This window comes from Methanoculleus sp. SDB (assembly GCA_001412355.1).
Taxonomy (GTDB): domain Archaea; phylum Halobacteriota; class Methanomicrobia; order Methanomicrobiales; family Methanomicrobiaceae; genus LKUD01.
In genome coordinates this window covers 1-20,662 of sequence record LKUD01000033.1, presented here as the reverse complement: position 1 = coordinate 20,662, position 20,662 = coordinate 1, and the positions used below count along the sequence as shown (strand labels likewise).

The 20,662-nt window shown below is 60.4% G+C and carries 18 protein-coding genes; 5 read left to right on the top strand and 13 right to left on the bottom strand.

The window, feature by feature from the left end; genetic code table 11:
* Position 1: 1 nt before the first annotated feature.
* From APR53_09010 to APR53_08955, 12 genes are read right to left on the bottom strand one after another with little or no spacing between them, the layout of a single operon-like run.
* Complete coding sequence (locus tag APR53_09010) at positions 2-718, bottom strand: ubiquinone biosynthesis protein UbiE (protein KQC04989.1); 717 nt, start codon at positions 716-718, stop codon at positions 2-4.
* Complete coding sequence (locus APR53_09005) at positions 715-1,710, bottom strand: replication protein C (GenBank protein KQC04941.1); 996 nt, start codon at positions 1,708-1,710, stop codon at positions 715-717. The genes APR53_09010 and APR53_09005 overlap by 4 nt, the downstream gene beginning before the upstream one ends.
* Positions 1,697-2,428: a hypothetical protein gene (locus APR53_09000; GenBank protein KQC04940.1), complete on the bottom strand. Its 732-nt coding sequence runs from the start codon at positions 2,426-2,428 to the stop codon at positions 1,697-1,699. The genes APR53_09005 and APR53_09000 overlap by 14 nt, the downstream gene beginning before the upstream one ends.
* Complete coding sequence (locus APR53_08995; protein KQC04939.1) at positions 2,425-3,288, bottom strand: GHMP kinase; 864 nt, start codon at positions 3,286-3,288, stop codon at positions 2,425-2,427. The genes APR53_09000 and APR53_08995 overlap by 4 nt, the downstream gene beginning before the upstream one ends.
* Complete coding sequence (locus APR53_08990; protein KQC04938.1) at positions 3,270-4,421, bottom strand: phosphopantothenoylcysteine decarboxylase; 1,152 nt, start codon at positions 4,419-4,421, stop codon at positions 3,270-3,272. The genes APR53_08995 and APR53_08990 overlap by 19 nt, the downstream gene beginning before the upstream one ends.
* Positions 4,418-5,287 carry a methyltransferase gene (locus APR53_08985; protein KQC04937.1) on the bottom strand — a complete coding sequence of 290 codons (870 nt, stop codon included), beginning with the start codon at positions 5,285-5,287 and terminating at the stop codon, positions 4,418-4,420. Before APR53_08985 ends, APR53_08990 begins: the two co-directional genes overlap by 4 nt.
* Positions 5,288-5,293: 6 nt before the next feature.
* Positions 5,294-6,337, bottom strand: coding sequence for an NMD protein affecting ribosome stability and mRNA decay (locus APR53_08980; protein KQC04936.1), 1,044 nt, complete (start codon positions 6,335-6,337; stop codon positions 5,294-5,296).
* A gap of 4 nt (positions 6,338-6,341) precedes the next feature.
* The gene (locus APR53_08975) at positions 6,342-6,635 is read right to left on the bottom strand and encodes a hypothetical protein (protein KQC04935.1); all 294 of its coding nucleotides are present in this window, start codon (positions 6,633-6,635) and stop codon (positions 6,342-6,344) included.
* A gap of 56 nt (positions 6,636-6,691) precedes the next feature.
* A complete protein-coding gene (locus APR53_08970) occupies positions 6,692-7,516 on the bottom strand; it encodes a hydrolase TatD (protein ID KQC04934.1) in 825 nt (274 codons plus the stop codon).
* Entirely contained in the window at positions 7,503-7,838 is a 336-nt protein-coding gene (locus APR53_08965; GenBank protein ID KQC04933.1) for a hypothetical protein, read from the bottom strand. The genes APR53_08970 and APR53_08965 overlap by 14 nt, the downstream gene beginning before the upstream one ends.
* A gap of 57 nt (positions 7,839-7,895) precedes the next feature.
* Positions 7,896-9,992 carry an AAA family ATPase gene (locus tag APR53_08960; GenBank protein KQC04988.1) on the bottom strand — a complete coding sequence of 699 codons (2,097 nt, stop codon included), beginning with the start codon at positions 9,990-9,992 and terminating at the stop codon, positions 7,896-7,898.
* A gap of 34 nt (positions 9,993-10,026) precedes the next feature.
* Positions 10,027-11,013 carry a Replication factor C small subunit gene (locus APR53_08955; GenBank protein ID KQC04932.1) on the bottom strand — a complete coding sequence of 329 codons (987 nt, stop codon included), beginning with the start codon at positions 11,011-11,013 and terminating at the stop codon, positions 10,027-10,029.
* A gap of 316 nt (positions 11,014-11,329) precedes the next feature.
* On the opposite strand from APR53_08955, the gene APR53_08950 reads away from it, so the two are divergent.
* The 3 genes from APR53_08950 to APR53_08940 are packed head-to-tail and all read left to right on the top strand — an operon-like array spanning position 11,330 to position 15,469.
* A complete protein-coding gene (locus APR53_08950) occupies positions 11,330-12,025 on the top strand; it encodes a hypothetical protein (protein KQC04931.1) in 696 nt (231 codons plus the stop codon).
* A gap of 5 nt (positions 12,026-12,030) precedes the next feature.
* Positions 12,031-12,801: a phosphoesterase gene (locus APR53_08945; protein KQC04930.1), complete on the top strand. Its 771-nt coding sequence runs from the start codon at positions 12,031-12,033 to the stop codon at positions 12,799-12,801.
* Positions 12,785-15,469: a DEAD/DEAH box helicase gene (locus APR53_08940; GenBank protein ID KQC04987.1), complete on the top strand. Its 2,685-nt coding sequence runs from the start codon at positions 12,785-12,787 to the stop codon at positions 15,467-15,469. Before APR53_08945 ends, APR53_08940 begins: the two co-directional genes overlap by 17 nt.
* Positions 15,470-15,501: 32 nt before the next feature.
* Here APR53_08940 and APR53_08935 read toward each other — a convergent pair whose 3' ends face one another.
* Complete coding sequence (locus APR53_08935; protein ID KQC04929.1) at positions 15,502-16,056, bottom strand: transcription factor; 555 nt, start codon at positions 16,054-16,056, stop codon at positions 15,502-15,504.
* A gap of 102 nt (positions 16,057-16,158) precedes the next feature.
* On the opposite strand from APR53_08935, the gene APR53_08930 reads away from it, so the two are divergent.
* Both APR53_08930 and APR53_08925 read left to right on the top strand, forming a co-directional pair.
* Entirely contained in the window at positions 16,159-17,826 is a 1,668-nt protein-coding gene (locus APR53_08930) for an acyl-CoA synthetase (GenBank protein ID KQC04928.1), read from the top strand.
* 109 nt (positions 17,827-17,935) lie between these two features.
* The gene (locus tag APR53_08925) at positions 17,936-19,837 is read left to right on the top strand and encodes an acyl-CoA synthetase (GenBank protein KQC04927.1); all 1,902 of its coding nucleotides are present in this window, start codon (positions 17,936-17,938) and stop codon (positions 19,835-19,837) included.
* The last annotated feature ends 825 nt before the right edge of the window (positions 19,838-20,662 follow it).

Genomic DNA, 20,662 nt, shown 5'->3' with positions numbered 1-20,662 from the left:
ACTATCGCTCCGGCTTTTTTCCGCCCACACAGATATTATAGGCGAGTTTCGGGAGCCTGTGCTCGACGATTGGCTCCACTTTTTTTGTCAGGTCAAATACGAGGTCGCCCGTATTCACGTGTGCGACGGACCGGCGCTGCACCTGCACGTCGATAAATCCGATCCGGTGAAAGAGGTCGCCAATCTCCTCTTCGTCATAGTAGTGCTCCCCGAAATAGGCCATGCCGACCCGGCGGATCTTCAGCACCTCGCCGACACGGTATATGAACGGGACGAGAGCAGTCAGCACGTTTTTGCCGAGGGTGATGATGGCGATGGTGCCGCCGGGCCTGAGCACCCGGAACGACTCCCTGAGCATCGATTCGGGATCCCTGAGGTAACTGAACGCGAGAACGCTCGTTATCGCATCAAATGTCTCGTCTTTGAAGGGCAGCCTTTCAGCGTCCCCCACCGTGACCACGCTCCCCGGGCATCGCGACCGTGCGCGGATGATCATGCCGCGGCTGATGTCGAGGCCCGAGGCGGTGCCGCCGGTGCCGAGGTACCGCCGCATGAAAAGGCCCGTCCCGCAGCCGAGATCCAGGATCTCCCCTCCGGGGGGCACGGCGGAGAGAAGATAATCGCAGAGGTGGGAATAATACGCCCTGCCCCGTCCGTCATCGTACTGCCGGTCGTATATATCCGCCATTTCATCGTAATGATGCTGTATTTTATTCAGAGAAACACCTCCGCAAGGATTCTCGCGAGCAGGGCGTCGAGCTGGAGATAGTCGCTGCCCGCATGGCCGAGCACAAAGTCGGTATCGGCGAGAGCCAGCGTGATCCGCTCGTCGTTGTACTCCCGCCGCGCCACGGTGCGCAGTTCGGAAACGATCTCGCGGCCGGAAAGGCCGTATTCCAGCATGAGCAGTCCGACGAGATGCTGCGCCTTTTCGAGATCCCGTGCCTGAAGCGCGGCAAATGCGGATGATGCAATCGCCGTCGTTTCCGACTGCGAGACCTCGGCCAGATCGGTCTCTCCGCCTTCGGCGAGAAGCTGGAGATACATCACCGCTTTCCGGAGGTCTCCCCGTGATGCCTGGATGATGAGATCGCAATCGTCGGACGGCACCTCGCGCCGCGGTCCGTGCTCCCGCGAGATGATGGAGGCGAGGTGCGCATGGATGTCGTCCGCCGCGACGGGGGCGAAAAAGAGGGGCAGGCAGCGCGAACTGATTGCAGGAATAATGCTGCTCTGCTGCGTGGTGGTGTAGAGAAACCTGCATGTCGCCGAATACCGCTCCATGATCCGCCTGAGTGCCTGCTGCGCCTCGAACGGGAGCGACGACGCATCGTCGAAGACCATGAGCTTGAATTCAGTGTCAAGGGGGCGGAGTGATGCGTATTCCTTCACGATGTGTTTGAAATTCGTAATCAGCCCAGCGTCTTTCCGGTAAAGGTGCGAGAAACGCTCGTCGGCCTCGAGGTACTGCTTTCCCTGAAGAAAGAGATCTCCCGTGCAGAATATGGTCGTGTTCTGCTCCCATGCGTCACCGTACAGCCCGCGTGCAAGGCACTCGACGGCGGCGCTCTTCCCCGTCCCGTGCCGGCCCACGAGCAGAAGGTGGGGAACGGTGCGTCCGGCCGCAAACCGCCGCAGGTGCCGCACCACTTCGGGCTGGCCGCAGATTTCGTCGAAGGTGCGGGGCCGGTACTTTTCAATCCAGAGCATGGCGAAGCCTCCGTGTCATCTCCTCGACAGCCTCCCGCAGAAACACCCTGTTATCGAAGCCGCGGACCAGCCGCTCACGCTCGCCGGGCGTCAGCGTTTCGCACCCTTCGGTGATGCGCGGCAGCGCACGCGTCAGTTCGTCCACGATGGTGAGGGAGGCGGTGCGTGCCGTCCGGGAGAGGGGGTTGAGGTCGATCGCGATGACGGTCTTTCCCATGTCGCGGAGGGCGGCACACCGGTCACCGTCCTCCAGCGGGACGAGGACGACGTCGGCCGCGTAGATGCCGTTTCTGAGGCAGAGGGCACGGTCGTGGGAGAGCGGGAGCAGCCGCTCCGCCTCTCCGTCCAGCACCCGGGCGCCCGCATCCCCGAGAATCGCGGAGATCTTTTTAATCCTGCTCTCGGTCCGGTGAAACAGGTTGACCTCCACGGCAGCACCGCATGCCCGCTGGAGCGCGGCAACGCCGTCTGCGGCAAGAGCGGCGGTATTGCCGTTGACGGAGATAACCGGATGCCCTGCGGCGAGGAGAAGCGCTGCCGCCGTCCGCTCGGCCCGGGCGGCGCTATCGGTCGTCGTCTCCCCGATCAGGTAATCGAAGGCCTCGCCGCGCCCGTGGGCGGCAACACCCTCCATCGCCACCACGCCGTGCCGGGCGCATGCGGCAATTCGTTCCCGTGCCATCAGGGAACGGTACCGCGGATGGTCCTCCGGGATCATGGCGTGACCTCCAGCATCCGCACACCGCTCCGGGCGACCGTCATGACCGCCACATCTCCATACGGCGACAGCACCGCGTATGCGGTGTCGCCGTACGCGAACACCCCGTTTCCGAGCATGGTCATGCTCGCCGGAACCCCGGCACGGTCGCAGGCGCGGAGAATATCACGCACACCCGGCGCGATCAACCCGCTATGCTCCGCAAACTGCCGGGAAAGCCGGAAAAAATCGAAAATATCGGCGGGACACCGACCCGGATATGCCTCCTCCACTCGTGCCATGGCTCCGGGCGACCCGATCACGGAGGGCGTCTCCAGCGTCCCGAGCGTGACGGTGGAAATCTCACCCGGAACATCGAGGAAACGGGTGATTCGGGCATGAATGCCTGCGACCGGGCGGCATTCGAGTCCTCCTCCCTGGCACGCGGCAACGTCCCCGAGCCCTGACCTGTGGCCGATCTCGGTCTCGTGGGCGAGCCGGATGATTTCACGGCTCCCCAGACCGAGGCCGTGCAGTGCGTCGAGAGCGGTGATTCCGGCGAGCAGGGCCGCGGCGGAGAGCCCGAAGCCTGCCTCCAGGGGAAGGCGGCATTCGGTGGTGACCGCCGCGCAGACGCCCAGCTGCGCCATTGCGGATTCGAGAGGCTTCGATCCGCTGATACGGGCTATTTCACGATTGTGCGTATCCGTGCGCCTGATCTCGACGGACGGTTCCTCCGCCTTCAGCGCTCTGGCGCGTACGCCCTCGGAGATGACGATCCCGGCACCCGTACTCCCGGTTGTCTCGACAGAGTCGCCCTCCACACGCCTGAAATACCCTGAAATATGCCCCGGGCAGAACGCTACAGCACTGCTGACCATACGGCCTGTGCCACCTCCTCCTTGCTCCCGGCGATCTCTGTCGTTTGAGCGGCGGTCAGGACGGAAAACACGCCCTCGTCGCTTCCGAGCACATCCGGGGTGTTCACGACAACCGCCCGTGCCCCCGCTGCCAGCAGTGCCGCCGCCTTGTCGCCTTCCTGCCATCCCAGTTTGAACGCGACGGTGATCGGCGACCACCGCTCCAGTACTTCGGGAAGAAGCTTCGGCTGGGGTGCAAGCCGGATGGTGACGGGGCTCCCGCTCGGGATCTTTCCGTCCGCCCGTTCCGGCGCGAAATCGGAGAGCGCGGCGGCGCTTACATAATAGTCGACGTTTCGCGTCGTGCAGATGTCATGGACGGCGTTGCGCATGTCGGCGGCACTTATGGCATGCACATTCCCGACACAGGGGAACCTGTCGCGGTGCACCACCCACACGTCGGCTCCCAGCCTGAATGCCTGCAGGGCAATCTCCCTGCCCATGCGTCCGCTGGACCGCGTGGTCATGACCCGGACGTCGTCTACCGCCTCTTCGCATCGCCCGCTCGTGACGAGCACCGTCTTCCCCGTCAGGGGCCCCTGCATCACGGCACGTTCCGTATGAAGGACGATCTCTTCAACCGGGGCGATTTTTGCCTTTTCTTCCTCGATATGGGGATCAACGACCGTGATGCCCCACGACCTCAGCCGTGCGATGCTCTCCCGGACGGCGGGATGGCAATACATGCTTTCGTGCATCGCGGGCACGACGACGACGGGCATCCCGCGCCCGATTGCCGTCGTTGCGAACGTCGTCACGGGCGTATCGTCGATACCCGCAGCAATTTTGGCGAGCGTATTTGCCGTGCAGGGTGCGATGAGCAGCACGTCCGCGCTGCCCCCTACGCCGCAGTGCGTCACGTGCTCGACCAGCCCCCCGCACCGTGTCAGCGTGGGCCGTCCGGTGGCATAGGTCACTGCATCGGGATGGATGATGCCGGAGGCGGCCTCCGTCATCACTCCCTGAACGGACGCCCCGCGTCGCCGGAGTGCATGCGCCAGTTTCACGGTTTCCACCGCCGCCACGCTTCCGGTGATCCCGAGCACAATTTCGCGGTCCTGCAACGTCTGTCCCGTCCGTATCGGTTCGGTCATCCAAGCACCACATCCCACACCTTATGCCACCGTCCGGGTGCATATTTTTTTACCCGCCTCTCCGTGATTACTGCCGCGAAACCCGCCTCCCGTACGGCACGCCGGATAGCGGGTTCGGCGGGGCTCGTGCCGTGGACGTGAAGGGTGCTGCCCGGGCCCGTATGGGCGAGCGCGTCGGTCATCATCGACGGGGAATCGAAATGGCCCATAATGACCCGCGTATAGAATCCCCGCAGAAGATCACGGCAGTCGCCACATTCCGCCCTGACACGTCCCTGCACGTCGTTTTCGATGATATTCTGCCGCAGATAGAAAAAAGCCTCCGGATTGAGTTCCATGGCGTGGACCTGCGCCCCGGCCCGCGCACAGGGGACCGTGAAGTACCCGATCCCGGCAAACATATCCGCGATCCGTTCGGATTTCCCTGAAACGGAAGCCATGCGTGCCTTCTCTTCCCGGTTTCCCTGTGCAAACATCACCCGTTCCGGGTCGAGAACGAACGTGCAGCCGCTTTCGCGGTGCCTGACGACACCTCCGGTACCCCGGAGACGCGTGCACACGGGGATGCGCATCGGGCCCGCATAGCCGCCCACGTGGATCACACCGCGGGGGCGTGCCCACCCGACCAGAGCGTTGAGATCCGCCGGTGTCGGGAGATCGCCGTGGATCAGGGCGATATCCCCCACCATCTGATAGCCCCGTCCCCGGTACGGCATTCGCTCCGGGAGTTCCGTTTCAGCTGAAAACCCGTCTTTCACGGGAATGAAGGCGCGCTTTCCGTCGACGTAGGGGCGCCGTGACCGGTCCACCCACGGCTCCCCGGCGATCCCGTCCAGATCATCGATCGAAACGCACCGTGCCCGCATATCCTCTCACCCGATGAAAATGAACCTCTCCGTTTCCGGATCCCGGAGCAGGAGCACTTCCGTCCCTTCCGAAAGGGGCAGCCACGGCGGGGCGGGAAATTCCCGTGTTTCGAAGGATTTCGGGTCGAGTATGCCCACGATATCCCCGTCCCGGAAGGCTACGAGGGCCCTTTCGGCCTGCCTGATGTTGCCGAGAAGCCTGCCGCTGCAGTCTTCCGGGATCACCCGTGAGCTGCCGTCGGTGAGGTCGAAGACTTTCATGGTAGAGGAGGCCATTTCGCGGATCTCGTAGGGGCGCTCACCGAGGACGACCACGTCCCCTTTCTGGTAGCAGGGGAGGCGGATGAGATAGGTCACCCGGTAGACCGCCTTTCCGTCCTTTTCCCCGGCGAGTTTGGGGTGCGTCGTCACACGGCCGCCCAGTTCCCGCACGATCTCGCGGGAGATCCGCTGCCCGATATGCTGGCTGGAGATGACGATGTCAAGTCCGTCCCGGTTCTCGTCGGTGCGGGTGATAAACGAAAGGCGTTCCCCTGCCTCCTGCATTGCGTCCTCTACCGACCGGGCGATCGCCATCGCCCGCCCGATCTCAAAGGGATCGGGTTTTCGCCTCGTCGCCCGCAGCTGCAGGACACCCTCGTAGTATCCGCCGGCGAACATGCAGCATCGATCGCATTGCTCCTTTTTCCATGCGATCTCGATCGTGCACGCACCCTTCACGGGCACCCCGTAGAGGATTCCCGCCACCGTTACCTGCGCCATCGTCCTGTTCGGGCCCGTATCGCGGGTGGCAATACCGATATCCGGGTGCCGGACGTCCTCGTGGAGGTGCACCGCGCCGAGGGCAAGCTCCTCCGCCGTTTCCTGAAGATCACGTTCCGTATCCGTCCACCTGCTGCCGTGTTTGAGCGACCCGCAGGTCGGGCACCTCACCGACGAGATGCGGGGATCGCATACGAGCCACTCCGTCTGCTCGGCCCTGCATCGTCCGCAGAGGCCACCTTCGGACGGCCCTCCGCATTTCGGACAGAATGATTCCTGAATCGACATCGCATTATATCCTGACAATCTGTACGTGGGGAACGTTGCCGATCATGATACCGGATCCTGCTTCGATGAGGCCGAGATCAACTGCGATCGCCACGCACCGCTCACCCATGAGATTGATATTGGACGCTCCCGTGAGTGCCCGGCGGACCTCCTCCTCATCTGCCGCGGCGGAGCCGTAGAATTTCTCACTCACACAGACTTCAATCTCTCCGTGTTTCAGTGTCCTGTTCAGGAGCCCGGCATCGCAGACGGCGACGACATCCCCGGCTCCCGGAGCATGGTGGACTTTTAAAAACATTGTGGGAATATTTTGGATGCGATTGATAAAAAAGGTGAGCGCCAGTTGACATGCGGCTATTCGATTTCGACACCGTAGATGCGTGACGGTGCAATGGCATGGATGCGGAATGCATCCTCTTTGGTTATCGCGCCCTCCGAAAGCAGGCGCCGGGTGAAACGCGGTACCGATTTCGGTCCGATAACGGCACCGGGGCGGCTGTTTTCATCCATATAATCGCTTTCCATGGTAAAGAGGCGTCCCGAGGCGGCCAGCACAGGGATTGCCTCGTGCTTTGCGATCAGGGACGGGGTGAGCGGCGTGTCGGGTGTGGCGAAGTGCTTCACCACGCGAAAGACAGGCATTCCGGCAGCGTCCGCCATTGCCACGACATCGGTGCACGGTCCGCTTTCGGCATGGATCTGGAGTGCACACCCGAGCGAGGCGCTCAGCCGGAGCGCGTGGGACATCACGACATTCGACGCATCCATGACCTCCGGATCGACCGGGTAGTGGGGGCGACCGCTCTTCAACGCAACCGCCTTCCCGTCCGCGACATACTCCGCGGCCAGATCGAGGCCTTCCATCATGATCGCGGGGGCACGCTCAGCCCCGACGCGTCCGGCAAGGCGTGTGATCTCAGCCGGGTGGATCCCGAGAACCGGAAAGACGCACAGCCCGATCTCCCTGATTCGCTCCGCAACGGCGATCGTCGCATCGAACACGTGCCGGTAGTCCTCTCCTGCATTCGGTTCGATGCCGTAGGACCACGAGGGCTTGGTGACGAGAAAGAGATGCGTTCCGCCCGCACGCATGAAATCCTTTGCCGCCTCGATTCCGCGGCCGTTGACCGGATCGATATGGATGTGATCGTCGGTGACGGGGATATCAGGATTCTGCATGGCAGTCGATGATCTTCATCAGCGGGTAATCCCCGTCAAGTTTCAGCTGCGCCCGGCAGACTGCGCTTCTCACCCGGGTGACAATCTCCACATCAAACATCTTCCCTGCGAGCTCGCTGTACCCGAAGGCGTTCGGCACCATCAGAGAGGTGTCGATGCGCACCCGCACCGACTCCACGCACGGCTGCAGCGCAACTGCCTGCTCGATCGCCGTCGCAACGGAGGGCGCAGTTGCGGGAGAGACCGGGGTTCCCACGAACTGGTGGTAGAGCGCACCGAGTTTGATGCCCGCTTCGAAGGCGGCTTCTGTCGCATCCAACATATGAATAAGAGTGTGAGGGGAGGAGAAATGAAGGCAGCGGTATTTTGTCCCGGCTTTTCAGAGCAGGCGCAGAACTCCCTTCCGCGGCTCGAGTGCCTCTCCCCCCCGTTTGAGATCCTCGATTCGCCGCTCGATATCATCCCTGTTGTATCCCTGCGACAGAAGCGTCTCCGTGACCTGATCCCGCTGCGCAATCCCCGTCTCGTCGGCCGTGCTGCGGATGACCTCCTTGATGGACCGCAGGAGATCCTTTCTCTGTTTCGGAATTCCCGTGACCAGTTTATCGATATCGAACGTTCCCGTCTGCGCATCATAGGCGACCTGTCTCAGGCAGGTGTCCACGATACGGATCACCCGTTCGGAATCCGAGATATCTATCTCGCGGGAGAGGCGGATACGTGCGCTTGCCTCGGCGAGCCGGATCAGCGCCTCGAGCTGCCGCGCCGTGACGGGAACCGGCTTATTCGCGTCCGCAAGGCTGCGGAGGTTGAGGTAGTAGTCGATCAGTTTCTCCTTTGCGTCGGGTGTCAGGAGGGGGAAGCAGTTCCGTTTTGAGTAGGCGATATACTTCCGGAAGGTCCCGGGATCGATATCGGGCGTCACCGGTTCGAGCTCTTTTTTGATGTATTCATCGTCCACGCCCTCGATCGGTGTCTTCCGGTGATGCTCGATGAGTTCGCCCACGCCATGCGACTTGAGGATGTGATCCGCAATCGCCCGGTCAAGCTGCGGGTTCGGTTTGTCGGTGAGAATGAATATCAGGTCAAACCGGGACAGGAGAGATGGTGGCATATTGATCTGGTCCGCAATAGGCGCAAACTCGTCAAACCGCCCCATCTTCGGGTTTGCCGCCCCGAGCAGTGCGCACCGGGAACGGAGCGTGGCCGTGATTCCTGCCTTCGCTACGGAAATGGACTGCTGCTCCATCGCCTCGTGCAGCGCGCTCCGGTCTTCTTTCGCCATCTTGTCCATTTCATCGACTGCTGCGATTCCCATGTCCGCGAGTACGAGGGCGCCGGCTTCGAGTGTCCATCTGCCGTCGCCGAATTCGTCCTTGACGGCGGTCGCCGTCAGCCCGGCAGAGGTGGAGGATTTTCCGCTCGTATAGATCCCGCGGGGCGAGAGTTTGACCACGTACCTGAGCATCTGGCTCTTCGCTATCCCCGGATCGCCCACGAGCAGCATATGGATATCGCCGCGGAGGTGGCTGCCGTCGGGCATCTCCTTTGCAATCCCCCCGAACAGGATGAGCGAAATCGCTTCCTTGACCTCTTCGTTGCCGAAGATCGTGGGTGCGATCGAGTGCGTTATCTTGTAGTACAGGTCGGGATCCCGGGAGAGTTCAAGGATTTCCTTCTCGTCGTCCTCGTCGATCTCCACCTCCTCGAACTCCTTTTCCGAGACTTCGACGGAGTTGCACTCGAGGTAGATGTCAAACAGCGTCGACTTCGTGCCCTGCGACACCCGCTGAATGGACCGGAGGATTCCGTTCAGAACGACCCGGTCACCCGGCGCGACTTTGCCGGTGAGGTCGTCGGTCACGTCCACATCGAGCGTCTGCGGCTGTTCACCGCCGCGAAGACCTTCGGGCGTCTCCTGAATCCGCAGCTTTTCAGAATCGACAAATGCGGAGAGGTTCGGGACAAGCTCCATCTTGGTCTGCCGCTCGCACTGGGTGCAGGGGCGGTAGGGGTCCTGAAAGCGCCCGTAGTACTGTTTATAGGGCGCCGTCGTCTTGCCGCACTGGAGGCACCTGAAGACGGCGCTCGTCAGGCGCGGACGGACTTCGGTGGTCTTCCTGATGATTCCTTCCACCGAGATGAAGGTGTTCATGTGGTGGGATCGGATATCCCGCACCGCCACCTTCCGGGGGAGATTGGTGAACCTGATGTTCACCCTGTCGGCCTTCGCCTCGTCGTCCTTGGTAAAAATCAGGTTGTACTGCTTGATTGCGTCCTTGACGTCCCCGATGACCTTCCCCGGCGTTTTGAGCAGTTCGTCGGCAAGTTCGAGGCCTTTTTTCCCCCATTTCTCCAGTGTCCGGTAATCGATGGTCAGGGATCTTTTGTGAGGATACTCGCGGGTAATTTCTCCGAATTCCTTCCGGTAATGCTTTTTCAGGAATTTCTGCCAGTCGGCCGCGCGATCCGTTATCTGTGCCCCTCCGGTCTCCTCATCCACGCCGAGTTCACCTCCCGGGCGGCACTGCCCCGTGCATTCGGGCGGAAAGTACGCACCGTGCGAGCAGAGCCTCCATCTGGATATCGCTCGTCGCCCCTTCGGACAGCCGGAAGTCGGCCTCCCCGAGGTGGCTGATCAGCTCGACTTTCAGAGACCGGTCGATGGATGCGGCCACAAGTGCGCGGTAGCACTGGTTGAGCAGCTCGTTGGGTGCGATGCCGCGTTCGGCAAGCAGTTCGTGAAGCACTCCCTCGGCCCGATCGAAGTCCCCTGCAAGGACAACGTCAATCAGCGCCGTAATCTCGTCGGGGCGGGCGTTGGATGTGATCGCGTAGACCATCTCCCCGGAGATCTCGTCGGCGAGGAGCGCCGCCCCCTGCAGGGCGTTGATCGCTTTCCGCATATCCCCCTGGGCGATGTAGATCATCGCGTCGATCGCATCGGGACTGACGGAGATCTTCTCCGCGGACGCGATACGGCGGATCTCCTCGGCGATTGAGTCGGAATCCAGAGGTCTGAACCGGTAGATGGCGCAGCGGCTCTGGATAGGATCGATGATCTTCGACGAATAGTTGCAGGAGAGGATGAACCGGCAGTTCTGCGCATAATTCTCCATCGTCCGCCGGAGTGCGGCCTGTGCATCCGGTGTCAGGGCGTCCGCCTCATCGAGGAACAGTATTTTAAACGAGGCGCCGCCGAGCGCGGTGGTCCGGGCAAACTGCTTGATCTGGTTCCTGACCACATCGATGCCCCTTTCGTCCGACGCGTTGAGCTCACGGAAATTCATCTGCCATGTATCCCCGTAAAATTCCCGCGCAAGTGCGACTGCGGCCGTTGTTTTCCCGATACCTGCCGATCCGGTGAAGAGGAGGTGCGGGAGGGTGCCCGTCTGCAGGTACGAATGCAGCCGCGAGACGATATCCTTCTGACCCACCATGTCCGAAAGTCTCCTGGGCCGGTATTTTTCTATCCAGATGGTAGTGCTCTCCTCCATACGTTCCACCAGAGGTTTTTCCGGGGAGGCATAATGCCGCTGCAGCCGCGGGCATCCGCCGGAACCTGTTATGCATATTGACTCCCGGTATACATACAAGTTTCAGTGGCACCCCGAAAATGAGTGAAGCACTCCCGTGGCATCCGGAGCGCGGCCTATTCTGTCGGGCCTCTTTTTTCGCGATCGGGGCGCGAAGTGCAGGGAAATCCGTACAGAGTGCATGCATCCTGTCCCGGCAGAGTCGTTTACCTGTTCAATCATTTTTTAGGGGGAAGAACGCCAACCTTTCCGTATATACGGAAGGACGGGTGAGGGGATGGAAGGAGCAGTACGAATCTACGCCGGGGAACTGAACCGTTCGGCAGGGGTAGCGCGGCACGACGGGGCGGTGGTGCACACGCCCTCCGGGGCATCATGTTCGCGTATCTATTTCGTCGGCGTGCTCACGGAAGTCAACCGGGCGGGCCACGGATTCCTGCGTGCCCGCGTGGCCGATCCCACCGGCACGATCGATATCGCCGCCGGAAGGGATGCGCCTCAGGTGACGGAGACGCTGGCCTCGCTCACGCCGCCCGCCTTCATCGCTCTCACCGGCACCTTCCGGATCGATACATGGCTTCCCGAACCGCACATTGCCGTCCGGCCCGAGGCGGTCAGGATTGCGGACCGGGACGAACGGGACCGGTGGCTGCTCGTGACGGCGGACCGAACCCTGCGGCGGCTGGAGGCACAGCACCCCGCCGACCGGGATGAGGGGGTCGCGCGGGTGGTGGAGCGGGCGCTTGCGGTCATTCCGGAGACGCCGGAGGGCGATTCGCAGGGTGGCGTCAGGCAGGCGGTGATGGCTACCATCGACCGCTATTCCGGACCGCGGGGAATGGACGTCGCAGACCTTGTCCGGTACGTGCAGGAGTGCGGGTACCCCGAGCCGCACATCCGTGATGCGATCCGCGGCCTGCTGGACGACGATGAATGTTACACACCGGCATCAGGATGCATCAAGCGCCTCTGACACCCATGCACCCCCGTTTCATCGTGCCGGGCCCGGCACTCCTGATCGAACGCTCGATAAAGGTCCTCGTTGTCGCCGACCCCCACTTCGGGGCAGAGTCGGGGCTTGCACGCCGCGGTGTGCACATAGAAAGCTACAGCGCCGCCCGTTTTGAACGACTGTGCGCATGCATCGATGCGGCGGAGCCGGATCTGCTTGTACTGCTCGGCGATGTGAAGCACAGCATTCCGGGAACGACGCGGCAGGAGCATGCGGAGCTGCCCGGCATTCTGGATGCCCTCCGGAACCGGGTGCCGCTCCGCATCCTCCCCGGCAACCATGACGCGGGAATCGAGCGGTTCTGCGAGCCCGGTGAACTGCTCCGGAAAGAGGGCGCGGTCATCGACGGCACGGGATACCTCCACGGCCACACCTTCCCCGCGCCCGATCTCCTCGGCCACCTGCTCGTCGCCGGCCACCACCACCCGGTCGTTCATATCTACGATGACGTGGGGTGTGCGCTTCGTGCGCACCCGGCATATCTCCTTGCCGAACTCGACGAGTCGTGCCTGAAGATGAAGGCGCCCGCACCCGCACCGTGCGCGACGCGGGTGCTCCTTGTACCGGCATTCTTCGAACTCGCGGGAGGGCTTGATGTGCGGGAGATCCCTGCAAGCGGGTTAAGCCCCCTCTCCCGCTGTATCCGGACAGATGATGCGGAAGTATTCCTCCAGGACGGGACGTATATTGACACGCTCGGATCACTCACGGCACAGGACGATTCTCAGGCGGCTTGATCCCCGCATACGGGACGCTATCCTGAGCCGTGGCTTTGCAACCCTTTCCGAGGCGCAGGAGAAGGCTATCCCGCCGATCTCGGACGGCCGCCACGTTCTCCTGATCGCCCCGACCGGAACGGGGAAGACCGAGAGTGCCATGCTCCCGGTATTCGACGCACTTCTCCGGGAGACCGGCCCCGGCATCAAGGCACTCTACATCACCCCGCTGCGGTCGTTGAACCGCGACATGCTTTCCCGGCTTGAATGGTGGGGAAACGAGCTCGGCATCTCCGTCGGTGTCCGGCACGGCGACACATCGGCCGCCGTCCGCCGCAAACAGTCGCTCTCGCCACCCGATCTTCTCATCACCACACCGGAAACACTCCAGGCACTCTTTATGGGGAAACGGCTCAGGGAGCACCTCCGGCAGGTCAGGCATGTCATCGTCGACGAGATCCACGAACTCGCCGGCAGCAAGCGGGGGGCGCAGCTCGCGGTCGCGCTGGAGCGCATCGTCTGTTACGCGGGCGAATTCCAGCGGATCGGGCTGTCGGCAACGGTGGGAAATCCGGAGGAGGTATGCCGGTTCCTCTCCGGTGCCCGGCCTTCGGAGCTCGTGCACATCCCGGTCGCCCCGCACCTCGATCTCGCAGTGCGGTTTGCCGGCGAGGAGTTCGAGGATCAGGCCCGGTATGTCGGGAACTGTCTCGGCACCCACCCTTCAAACCTCCTCTTTGTCAACACCCGCGTCACGGCGGAGGCGCTCGGGCACCGGCTGTACGACCGGGGAGACGTTGAGGTCCACCACGGCTCCCTCTCGAAGGAGGTGCGCATCGATGCCGAGGAGCGCTTCAAGGGCGGCCGAATCCACACCCTCATCTGCACCTCCTCCATGGAGCTCGGCATCGATATCGGCCATGTGGAGCATGTCTTCCAGTTCGGGTCACCCCGCGAAGTCTCCCGCCTCGTGCAGCGCGTCGGGCGGGCGGGGCACCGGCTCGACACGGTCTCCCGCGGCACCATTCTCGCCCTTGGATTTGACGATCTCATCGAATCGCTGGTCATTACCCGCCGTGCCGCCGCGAACGAATGTGAGGAGATCACCATGGCCGTCAACGCCGCCGACGTGATGGCGAATCAGGTGGCGGCGCTTGCCGTTGAATACGGCGAAATCACCCTCCCCCGGATCCGTGAGATTTTCGAGCACTCGGCACCCTTCTCCGGGTGCGGCACGCTTCTTTCCGAGGTATGCGCCCAGCTGGCCTCGCACCGCCTGATCGGGTTTGACGGCACAACCGTTACGCGGTGGGGAAGAAGCCGCGTGTACCTCACCTCCCATCTCTCGATGATCCACGACGAAAAGAAGGTCGCGGTTTTCAATATCGTCTCCCGGCGGACGGTGGGGACGCTTGACGAGTCGTTCGTTGCCGGATGGGTGCATACCGGGGCGGTGTTCATCACAAAAGGGCAGCTCTGGCGGGTGCTGGATATCGAGGAGGGAAAGATATTCGTGGAGCCGGCAAAAAAAGCACGCGGGGAGCTTCCGTCCTGGGAAGGAGAGCAGATACCGGTTCCGTTCGCCGTCGCCCGCGAAGCCGGCCGCATCAGGAGGACACGGGACCTCGCACCGTACCGCGTCGACGCGCCCTCCCGGTCTTTTCTCGGGAATTTCTTCGCCCGCATGGATGCCGAAGGGGCCCCCGTGCCGTCCGACGACCTCATCACTATCGAGCAGGCGGAGGACGGGGTGGTGCTCAACATCTGTGCGGGGCACAAGGCGAACGAGGCGATTGCCCGGGTACTGTCCATCCTGCTCTCCGCCCGGTACGGGTCGAGCGTGGGGATGGAGATCGGTGCGTACCGCATCTATCTCCGTCTCCCGTCCGCCGTCGGTGCCCTCGAGGTGCTTGAGCTCTTCCGGTCACTCGATCCGGCGCATATCGAAGGGATCCTGACGCTCGCACTCAAGCGTACGGCCATCTACAAATGGAAGCTGGTGCAGATAGCGAAAAAATTCGGTGCGATCGATACCGACGCCGAATACCAGAAATTCAGCATGCACCGGCTCGCCGATCTCTTCGACGGCACGGTCGTGGCACGGGAGGCATACCGCGAACTCTTTTCGGATTACATGGACGTTGCCGGAGCCTCCCGCGTGCTCGCTCTCGTGCAGGAAGGGCGCATCGCGTGCGCAACGGGACGGCTGAGCACCATCGGCCGGGAAGGGCTGTTCTCCTCACGCGATCAGGTTCCGCCCCCCTCGGCCGATCAGGCGGTGATTGCGACCCTGAAACGCCGGCTCGAGCACGACAGGGTCATCCTCTTCTGCATGCACTGCAGGGACTGGAAGCTCACATGCGAGGTCGGGCGGGTGCCGGACTCACCCCGGTGCCCGAAATGCGGTGCACGTCTCATTGCCGCCCTCAAGCCCTACGAGGATGATCTGATCCGCGTGCTGAAGAAGAAGAAGAAAAACGAGGAGGAGAGGGCCATCGAAGTGAGGATGCTCAGGAATGCCAATATCGTGCTTTCGAGCGGGAAGGCTGCCGTCACGGCGCTTGCAGCGAGGGGGGTCGGGCCCGATACCGCATCCCGCATCATCGGCGCGATGCAGGAGGGGGACGGGTTTTACCGCGAAATCCTCAAGGCGGAGAGGAATTACATCCGCACCCACAAGTTCTGGTAGAAAAAAGAATCCGGGAAAGAGTATCGCCCGGTTTACATGATATTGTCGAGTTTTTGCTCGAGGAAATCAAGCCCGCGTTTGATATCCTCCATATTCTTCCCGCCGGTGAGGATGATCTTTCCGGAAGAGAAGAGGAGCGCAACAATTTTCGGGTCTTTTATGCGGTAAACAAGGCCGGGGAACTGCTCCGGTTCGTATTCGATGTTTTCCAGATTGAGGGTGATGACCACCTTGTTGAGATTGATGTAGTTGCCGAGGTCGTACGAACAGACAATATTTGTAATAGCGACCTGCGGCTCGTCGTATGCGTCGACGCCTGCTTCCTTTAAGGACTCTATGATAAGATTCAGGCCGGTGTGCAGATCTTCCTTGTTCCTGATGCCGGTGAGCACCACTTTTCCCGAGGAGAAGATCAGGGATGCGATTTTCGGGGATTCGATGCGATATACCGCGCCCGGAAACCGTTTGGTGTTCAGTTCGCAGTTCGCGATTTTTTTGGATACATCTTCGAGGTCGATCGAATCTGCAATGACTCCTGAGGCGACAATATTTTCGATTTTTAGTGACTCATACCTCTTGTCATCCATTAACTATCCATTCAGTCTGTCACGCCATAATACTAACTGCCTTTGCAGGAGCGCATAAAACCCTTTAAACATTTCAAAGCCCCATTTTTATACGGAAATTGCATGCCAAAACGCAAGCATAACATGGTGGACTACGAGAAAGCCTGCAGGGAATTCTCGATCGAGGTGCCCGAGCACTATAATTTCGGGTTCGACGTCATCGATGCATGGGCAGAGAAGGACCGCAACAAACTTGCGATGATCTGGGTCAACCAGGATGGAAAGGAGAAGAAATATTCGTTCCGCGACCTGAAGAACCTCTCAAACCAGGCCGCGAATATTCTCCTGAAATACGGGGTCCAGAAGGGAGACCGCGTCATGCTGATGCTCCCCCGGATTCCCGAGTGGTGGATTTTTACAATCGCCCTCATCAAGCTGGGTGCGGTGGTGTGCCCGGTTCCGACGATGCTCACCCCGAAGGATATCGAATACCGGGTCAATGCCGGCAAATTCAGGATGATCATCACCAATCTTGATAATGCCGACAAGGTCGAGGAGATCTGCAATGCATGCCCGTCGCTGACCTCGAGGTTTCTGGCAGACGGCGAACTGCCCGGCTGGGCGAGTTTCCCCTTCGAACTCCTCTACCCTGCCCCTGTATCCCGACGGTCCGTGAGCATGCCCGTCGGGAGGACAACCCGGGCGACCGACCCGATGCTGATCTACTTCACCTCCGGCACCACCGGACAGGCAAAGATGGTGCTCCACGACAACAGTTATCCGCTCGGGCATACCGTCACGGCGTCGCTCTGGCAGGATGTCACGGAAAATGACCTGCACTTTACCTTCTCTGACACGGGCTGGGCCAAATGCGCATGGGGCAAGATCTTCGGCCAGTGGATTGCCGGCGCCTGCCTCCTCGTGTACGATATCTGGGGGAAGTTCAAGGCAACCGAGATCCTGCCCCTCATCGAGAAATACGAAGTCAGCACGTTCTGCTGCCCCCCGACGGTATACCGGATGCTGATCCTCGCCGATCTGGACAAGTTCGACCTTCGCGACCTCCGGCACTGCTGCAGTGCGGGGGAGCCCTTAAACCCGGAGGTGATCCGTGTCTGGCAGGAGGGCACGGGACTCGCCATTTACGAGGGGTACGGCCAGACGGAGACCGCCTGCTGCATCGCGACGTTCCCATGCATGGAGGATAAGCCCGGTTCTATGGGCAAACCCTCTCCGGGCTGGAACATCGAACTGCACGATGACGACGGCATGCCCGTGGGAGTCCGCGAGGAAGGGCGCATCGCGGTGAGCCTCAATCCCCGCCCGGTCGGCCTGTTTGTCGAGTACCTGGACAATCCGCAGGCAAACGCCGAATCGTTCCAGAACGGTTTTTACTATACCGGAGACAAGGCGTACAGGGACGAGGACGGGTATTACTGGTTTGTCGGCCGTGATGATGACGTCATCAAGAGCTCGGGGTACAGGATCGGGCCTTTCGAGGTGGAGAGTGCCCTCCTCGAGCACCCGGCGGTGCAGGAATCTGCGGTCGTCGGGTCGCCCGACCTGATCCGGGGCATGATTGTCAAGGCGTTCGTCGTCCTCAATCCGGGATTCGAGCCCTCCGAGAAGCTTGTCAAAGAGCTCCAGCAGTATGTCCGCCACACCACCGCCCCGTACAAGTACCCGCGGGCGATCGAGTTCGTGCCCGAACTCCCCAAGACACTTTCCGGCAAGATCATGCGCAATGTGCTCCGTGAGCGCGAACTCTCCCGCCGTGCCGGCAAAGAATAACCCCTTCTTTTCCACTGCACCATTTTTAGCCGGTCCGTAGTTTTTGTATGGTATGTGGTGCTGTTTTATTCCGTAACATTGATATGGTGCACCGGATGACTCTTATTATATGGTGCGCTACTCCGTCACAATGAATGACGACCTGACAGAAAGAATTGACAGGGAAGCTAAAAATCGCAAAATATCCCGTTCGGAATACATAACCGAGGCCTGTGCTGCCCGGCTCCGCGAGGGCGGCGAAGGCGTCCCCGGTGGTGCAGACCATGCCATCCTTCCTTTCGTCTCTTCCCGGAGCGAGCCGGTGGGCAATATCGGCGATTACGAGACAACGTACCGGGATTTCAGGATCGATGTGCCCGAGTTCTTTAATTTCGGGTTCGACGTGATCGATGCGTGGGCGAAAAAAGACCGGAACAAGCTTGCCATGATCTGGACGGACCAGCAGGGAGGGGAGAAGAAGTTCACGTTCCGCGAGCTTTCCCGGCTTTCGAACCAAATCGTCAACATGTTTATCAAATACCGGATTACCAAGGGTGACCGCGTGCTCATCATGCTGCCCCGCGTGCCCGAGTGGTGGACGTGCACGATCGCGCTGATCAAGATGGGCGCCGTCTACTGCCCTGCACCGACGATGCTCACCCCGAAGGATCTCAAGTACCGCATCAACGCCGCGGATATCAAAATGGTGATAACTGACCGGGAAAACGCCCCCAAGGTGGACGAGATATTCGACCAGTGCCCCTCGCTCGAGAGCAGGATGGTCGTAGACGGCGAGAGGGACGGGTGGATCAATTATCCCGTCGAGCTCTCATGGCCCGCTCCGGTCTCCAGCAAGATCATCAACCTGCAGGGCATGAAGAAGACCCGCTCCACCGATCCGCTCGTGATCTTCTTCACGTCCGGCACTACCGGCGAAGCGAAGATGGTGCTCCACGACCACAGCTACCCGCTCGGACATATCGTGACCGCACGGTTCTGGCACGACGTACGGGACAACGATCTTCACTTCACGCTCTCCGACACCGGGTGGGCGAAGAGTGCGTGGGGCAAGTTCTACGGCCAGTGGATCGAGGGGGCCTGCGTCTTCGTATACGATATCAGGGGCAAGTTCAACGCGACCGAGATTCTGCCGATGATGGAGAAGTACGGGGTCACCACCTTCTGCTGCCCGCCCACCATCTACCGGATGCTGATCCTCGCCGATCTCGACAAGTTCGACTTTACCGAACTGCGCCACTGCGTCAGTGCAGGCGAACCGATCAACCCGGAGGTGATCCGGGCGTGGGAGGATGCGACGGGCCTTACGATCTACGAAGGGTACGGCCAGACCGAGACGGTGCTCTGCGTCGGCACCTTCCCCGGCATGGAGCCGAAGTTCGGGTCGATGGGGAAGCCCTCGCCCGGGTGGGATATCCGCCTGCTCGACGAGCATGGTAATCCCGTGGGCGACAAGGAGGAGGGGCTCATCGCAATCAATACCAAACCGCGCCCCGTCGGCCTCTTCAGGGAATATTTCAACAACGAGGAGGAGAACCGCCATGTCTTTTCCGGCGACTGGTACTACACCGGCGACAAGGCGTACCGCGATTCCGACGGGTACCTCTGGTTCATCGGTCGTGACGACGACGTGATCAAGGCGTCGGGATACCGCATCGGGCCCTTCGAGGTGGAGAGCGCCCTCATCGAGCACGAGGCGGTGCAGGAGGCGGCGGTCGTCGGCTCGCCTGACGTCATCCGCGGCCTGATCGTGAAAGCGTTCGTGGTGCTCGCACCGGGCCATTCGCCCTCCGAATCGCTTGTAAAAGAGCTCCAGAAGCACGTCAAGAAGGTCACGGCCCCGTACAAGTACCCGCGGGCCATCGAGTTCGTCGAATCGCTCCCGAAGACCATCTCCGGCAAAATCCGGCGAAACGAACTCCGGGAGCTCGAAATGAAGCGGAGCACGAACGGCCAGTGCGAAACGGAAACGCCCGCCCATCACCCCCCGATGGAAAAATCGGACCGTAAATAGAGATTAAATCCCCTGAATAACTTTTCTGAATTCCAACAGAGTAGGATTTGTTTAAGTACTATCTTCCAAGTTTGTACATGACTCGTCTCACAATACGCAAATGGTAGGATCGCCAATACCAAACGAGTGCGGATGACGACAATCATAGCCTTCAATTCCTGGATAAAGTCCAAATAGAGGAGTATAATGACACACTAACACACAAGGAAGAGATTCCTATTATGAAGTAGTAATTCTCTTTAAGTTCATGAGATTCTCTCTTATCGGAGTAGCATTCTGCCAGTAAAATCTCATAAATAGGTGATGTTTAACACTGCAATCCCGCAGTGCTTGCAAACACCAGATAATATACATGAATTTAGACAACTAAACACAGTTTATATACTGTTTTATTGTGAATTGAAGTTCATTAAACCAGACAGTTACCTGAGTGTCCGTTCCTGCTTCAGATCCCTTAGTGTCTCCAATGAATACAAACCTATCAACAACTCCTCCCCCCATGAAAAAAATGTCTTCTGCATGATCATCATCGGTATATTCTATCTCTTCATGTTCGGGAACCACTTTTATAACCTTCCAACCAATTGGTGGAGTATATATTGTATAGTAACGACTGCCGCGAGCAGTTGTCCAATCTGACTCAGTCTCTTTTGCTTCCATGAAAACACCCGCCTGAACATAATCTCCGCGATTGAAAAGATGCACTACACATACTACAGATGGACCATTTCCATCGAATTCTCTATCGCCATAGGTATGAGGTGGAACATAGGTGATGTGATTTGGTCTGAATCGAATATTGTCAGTTTTACATTCTGGCAGAGA

Coding starts and splice junctions, on each gene's coding strand:
- APR53_09005 (KQC04941.1), bottom strand. CDS start 1,710: ATGCTCTGGATTGAAAAGTACCGGCCCCGCACCTTCGACGAAATCTGC.
- APR53_09000 (KQC04940.1), bottom strand. CDS start 2,428: ATGATCCCGGAGGACCATCCGCGGTACCGTTCCCTGATGGCACGGGAA.
- APR53_08990 (KQC04938.1), bottom strand. CDS start 4,421: ATGACCGAACCGATACGGACGGGACAGACGTTGCAGGACCGCGAAATT.
- APR53_08930 (KQC04928.1), top strand. CDS start 16,159: ATGCCAAAACGCAAGCATAACATGGTGGACTACGAGAAAGCCTGCAGG.
- APR53_08945 (KQC04930.1), top strand. CDS start 12,031: ATGCACCCCCGTTTCATCGTGCCGGGCCCGGCACTCCTGATCGAACGC.
- APR53_08970 (KQC04934.1), bottom strand. CDS start 7,516: ATGCAGAATCCTGATATCCCCGTCACCGACGATCACATCCATATCGAT.
- APR53_08955 (KQC04932.1), bottom strand. CDS start 11,013: ATGGAGGAGAGCACTACCATCTGGATAGAAAAATACCGGCCCAGGAGA.
- APR53_08965 (KQC04933.1), bottom strand. CDS start 7,838: ATGTTGGATGCGACAGAAGCCGCCTTCGAAGCGGGCATCAAACTCGGT.
- APR53_08925 (KQC04927.1), top strand. CDS start 17,936: ATGGTGCGCTACTCCGTCACAATGAATGACGACCTGACAGAAAGAATT.
- APR53_08980 (KQC04936.1), bottom strand. CDS start 6,337: ATGTCGATTCAGGAATCATTCTGTCCGAAATGCGGAGGGCCGTCCGAA.
- APR53_08995 (KQC04939.1), bottom strand. CDS start 3,288: ATGGTCAGCAGTGCTGTAGCGTTCTGCCCGGGGCATATTTCAGGGTAT.
- APR53_08950 (KQC04931.1), top strand. CDS start 11,330: ATGGAAGGAGCAGTACGAATCTACGCCGGGGAACTGAACCGTTCGGCA.
- APR53_08935 (KQC04929.1), bottom strand. CDS start 16,056: ATGGATGACAAGAGGTATGAGTCACTAAAAATCGAAAATATTGTCGCC.
- APR53_08985 (KQC04937.1), bottom strand. CDS start 5,287: ATGCGGGCACGGTGCGTTTCGATCGATGATCTGGACGGGATCGCCGGG.
- APR53_08975 (KQC04935.1), bottom strand. CDS start 6,635: ATGTTTTTAAAAGTCCACCATGCTCCGGGAGCCGGGGATGTCGTCGCC.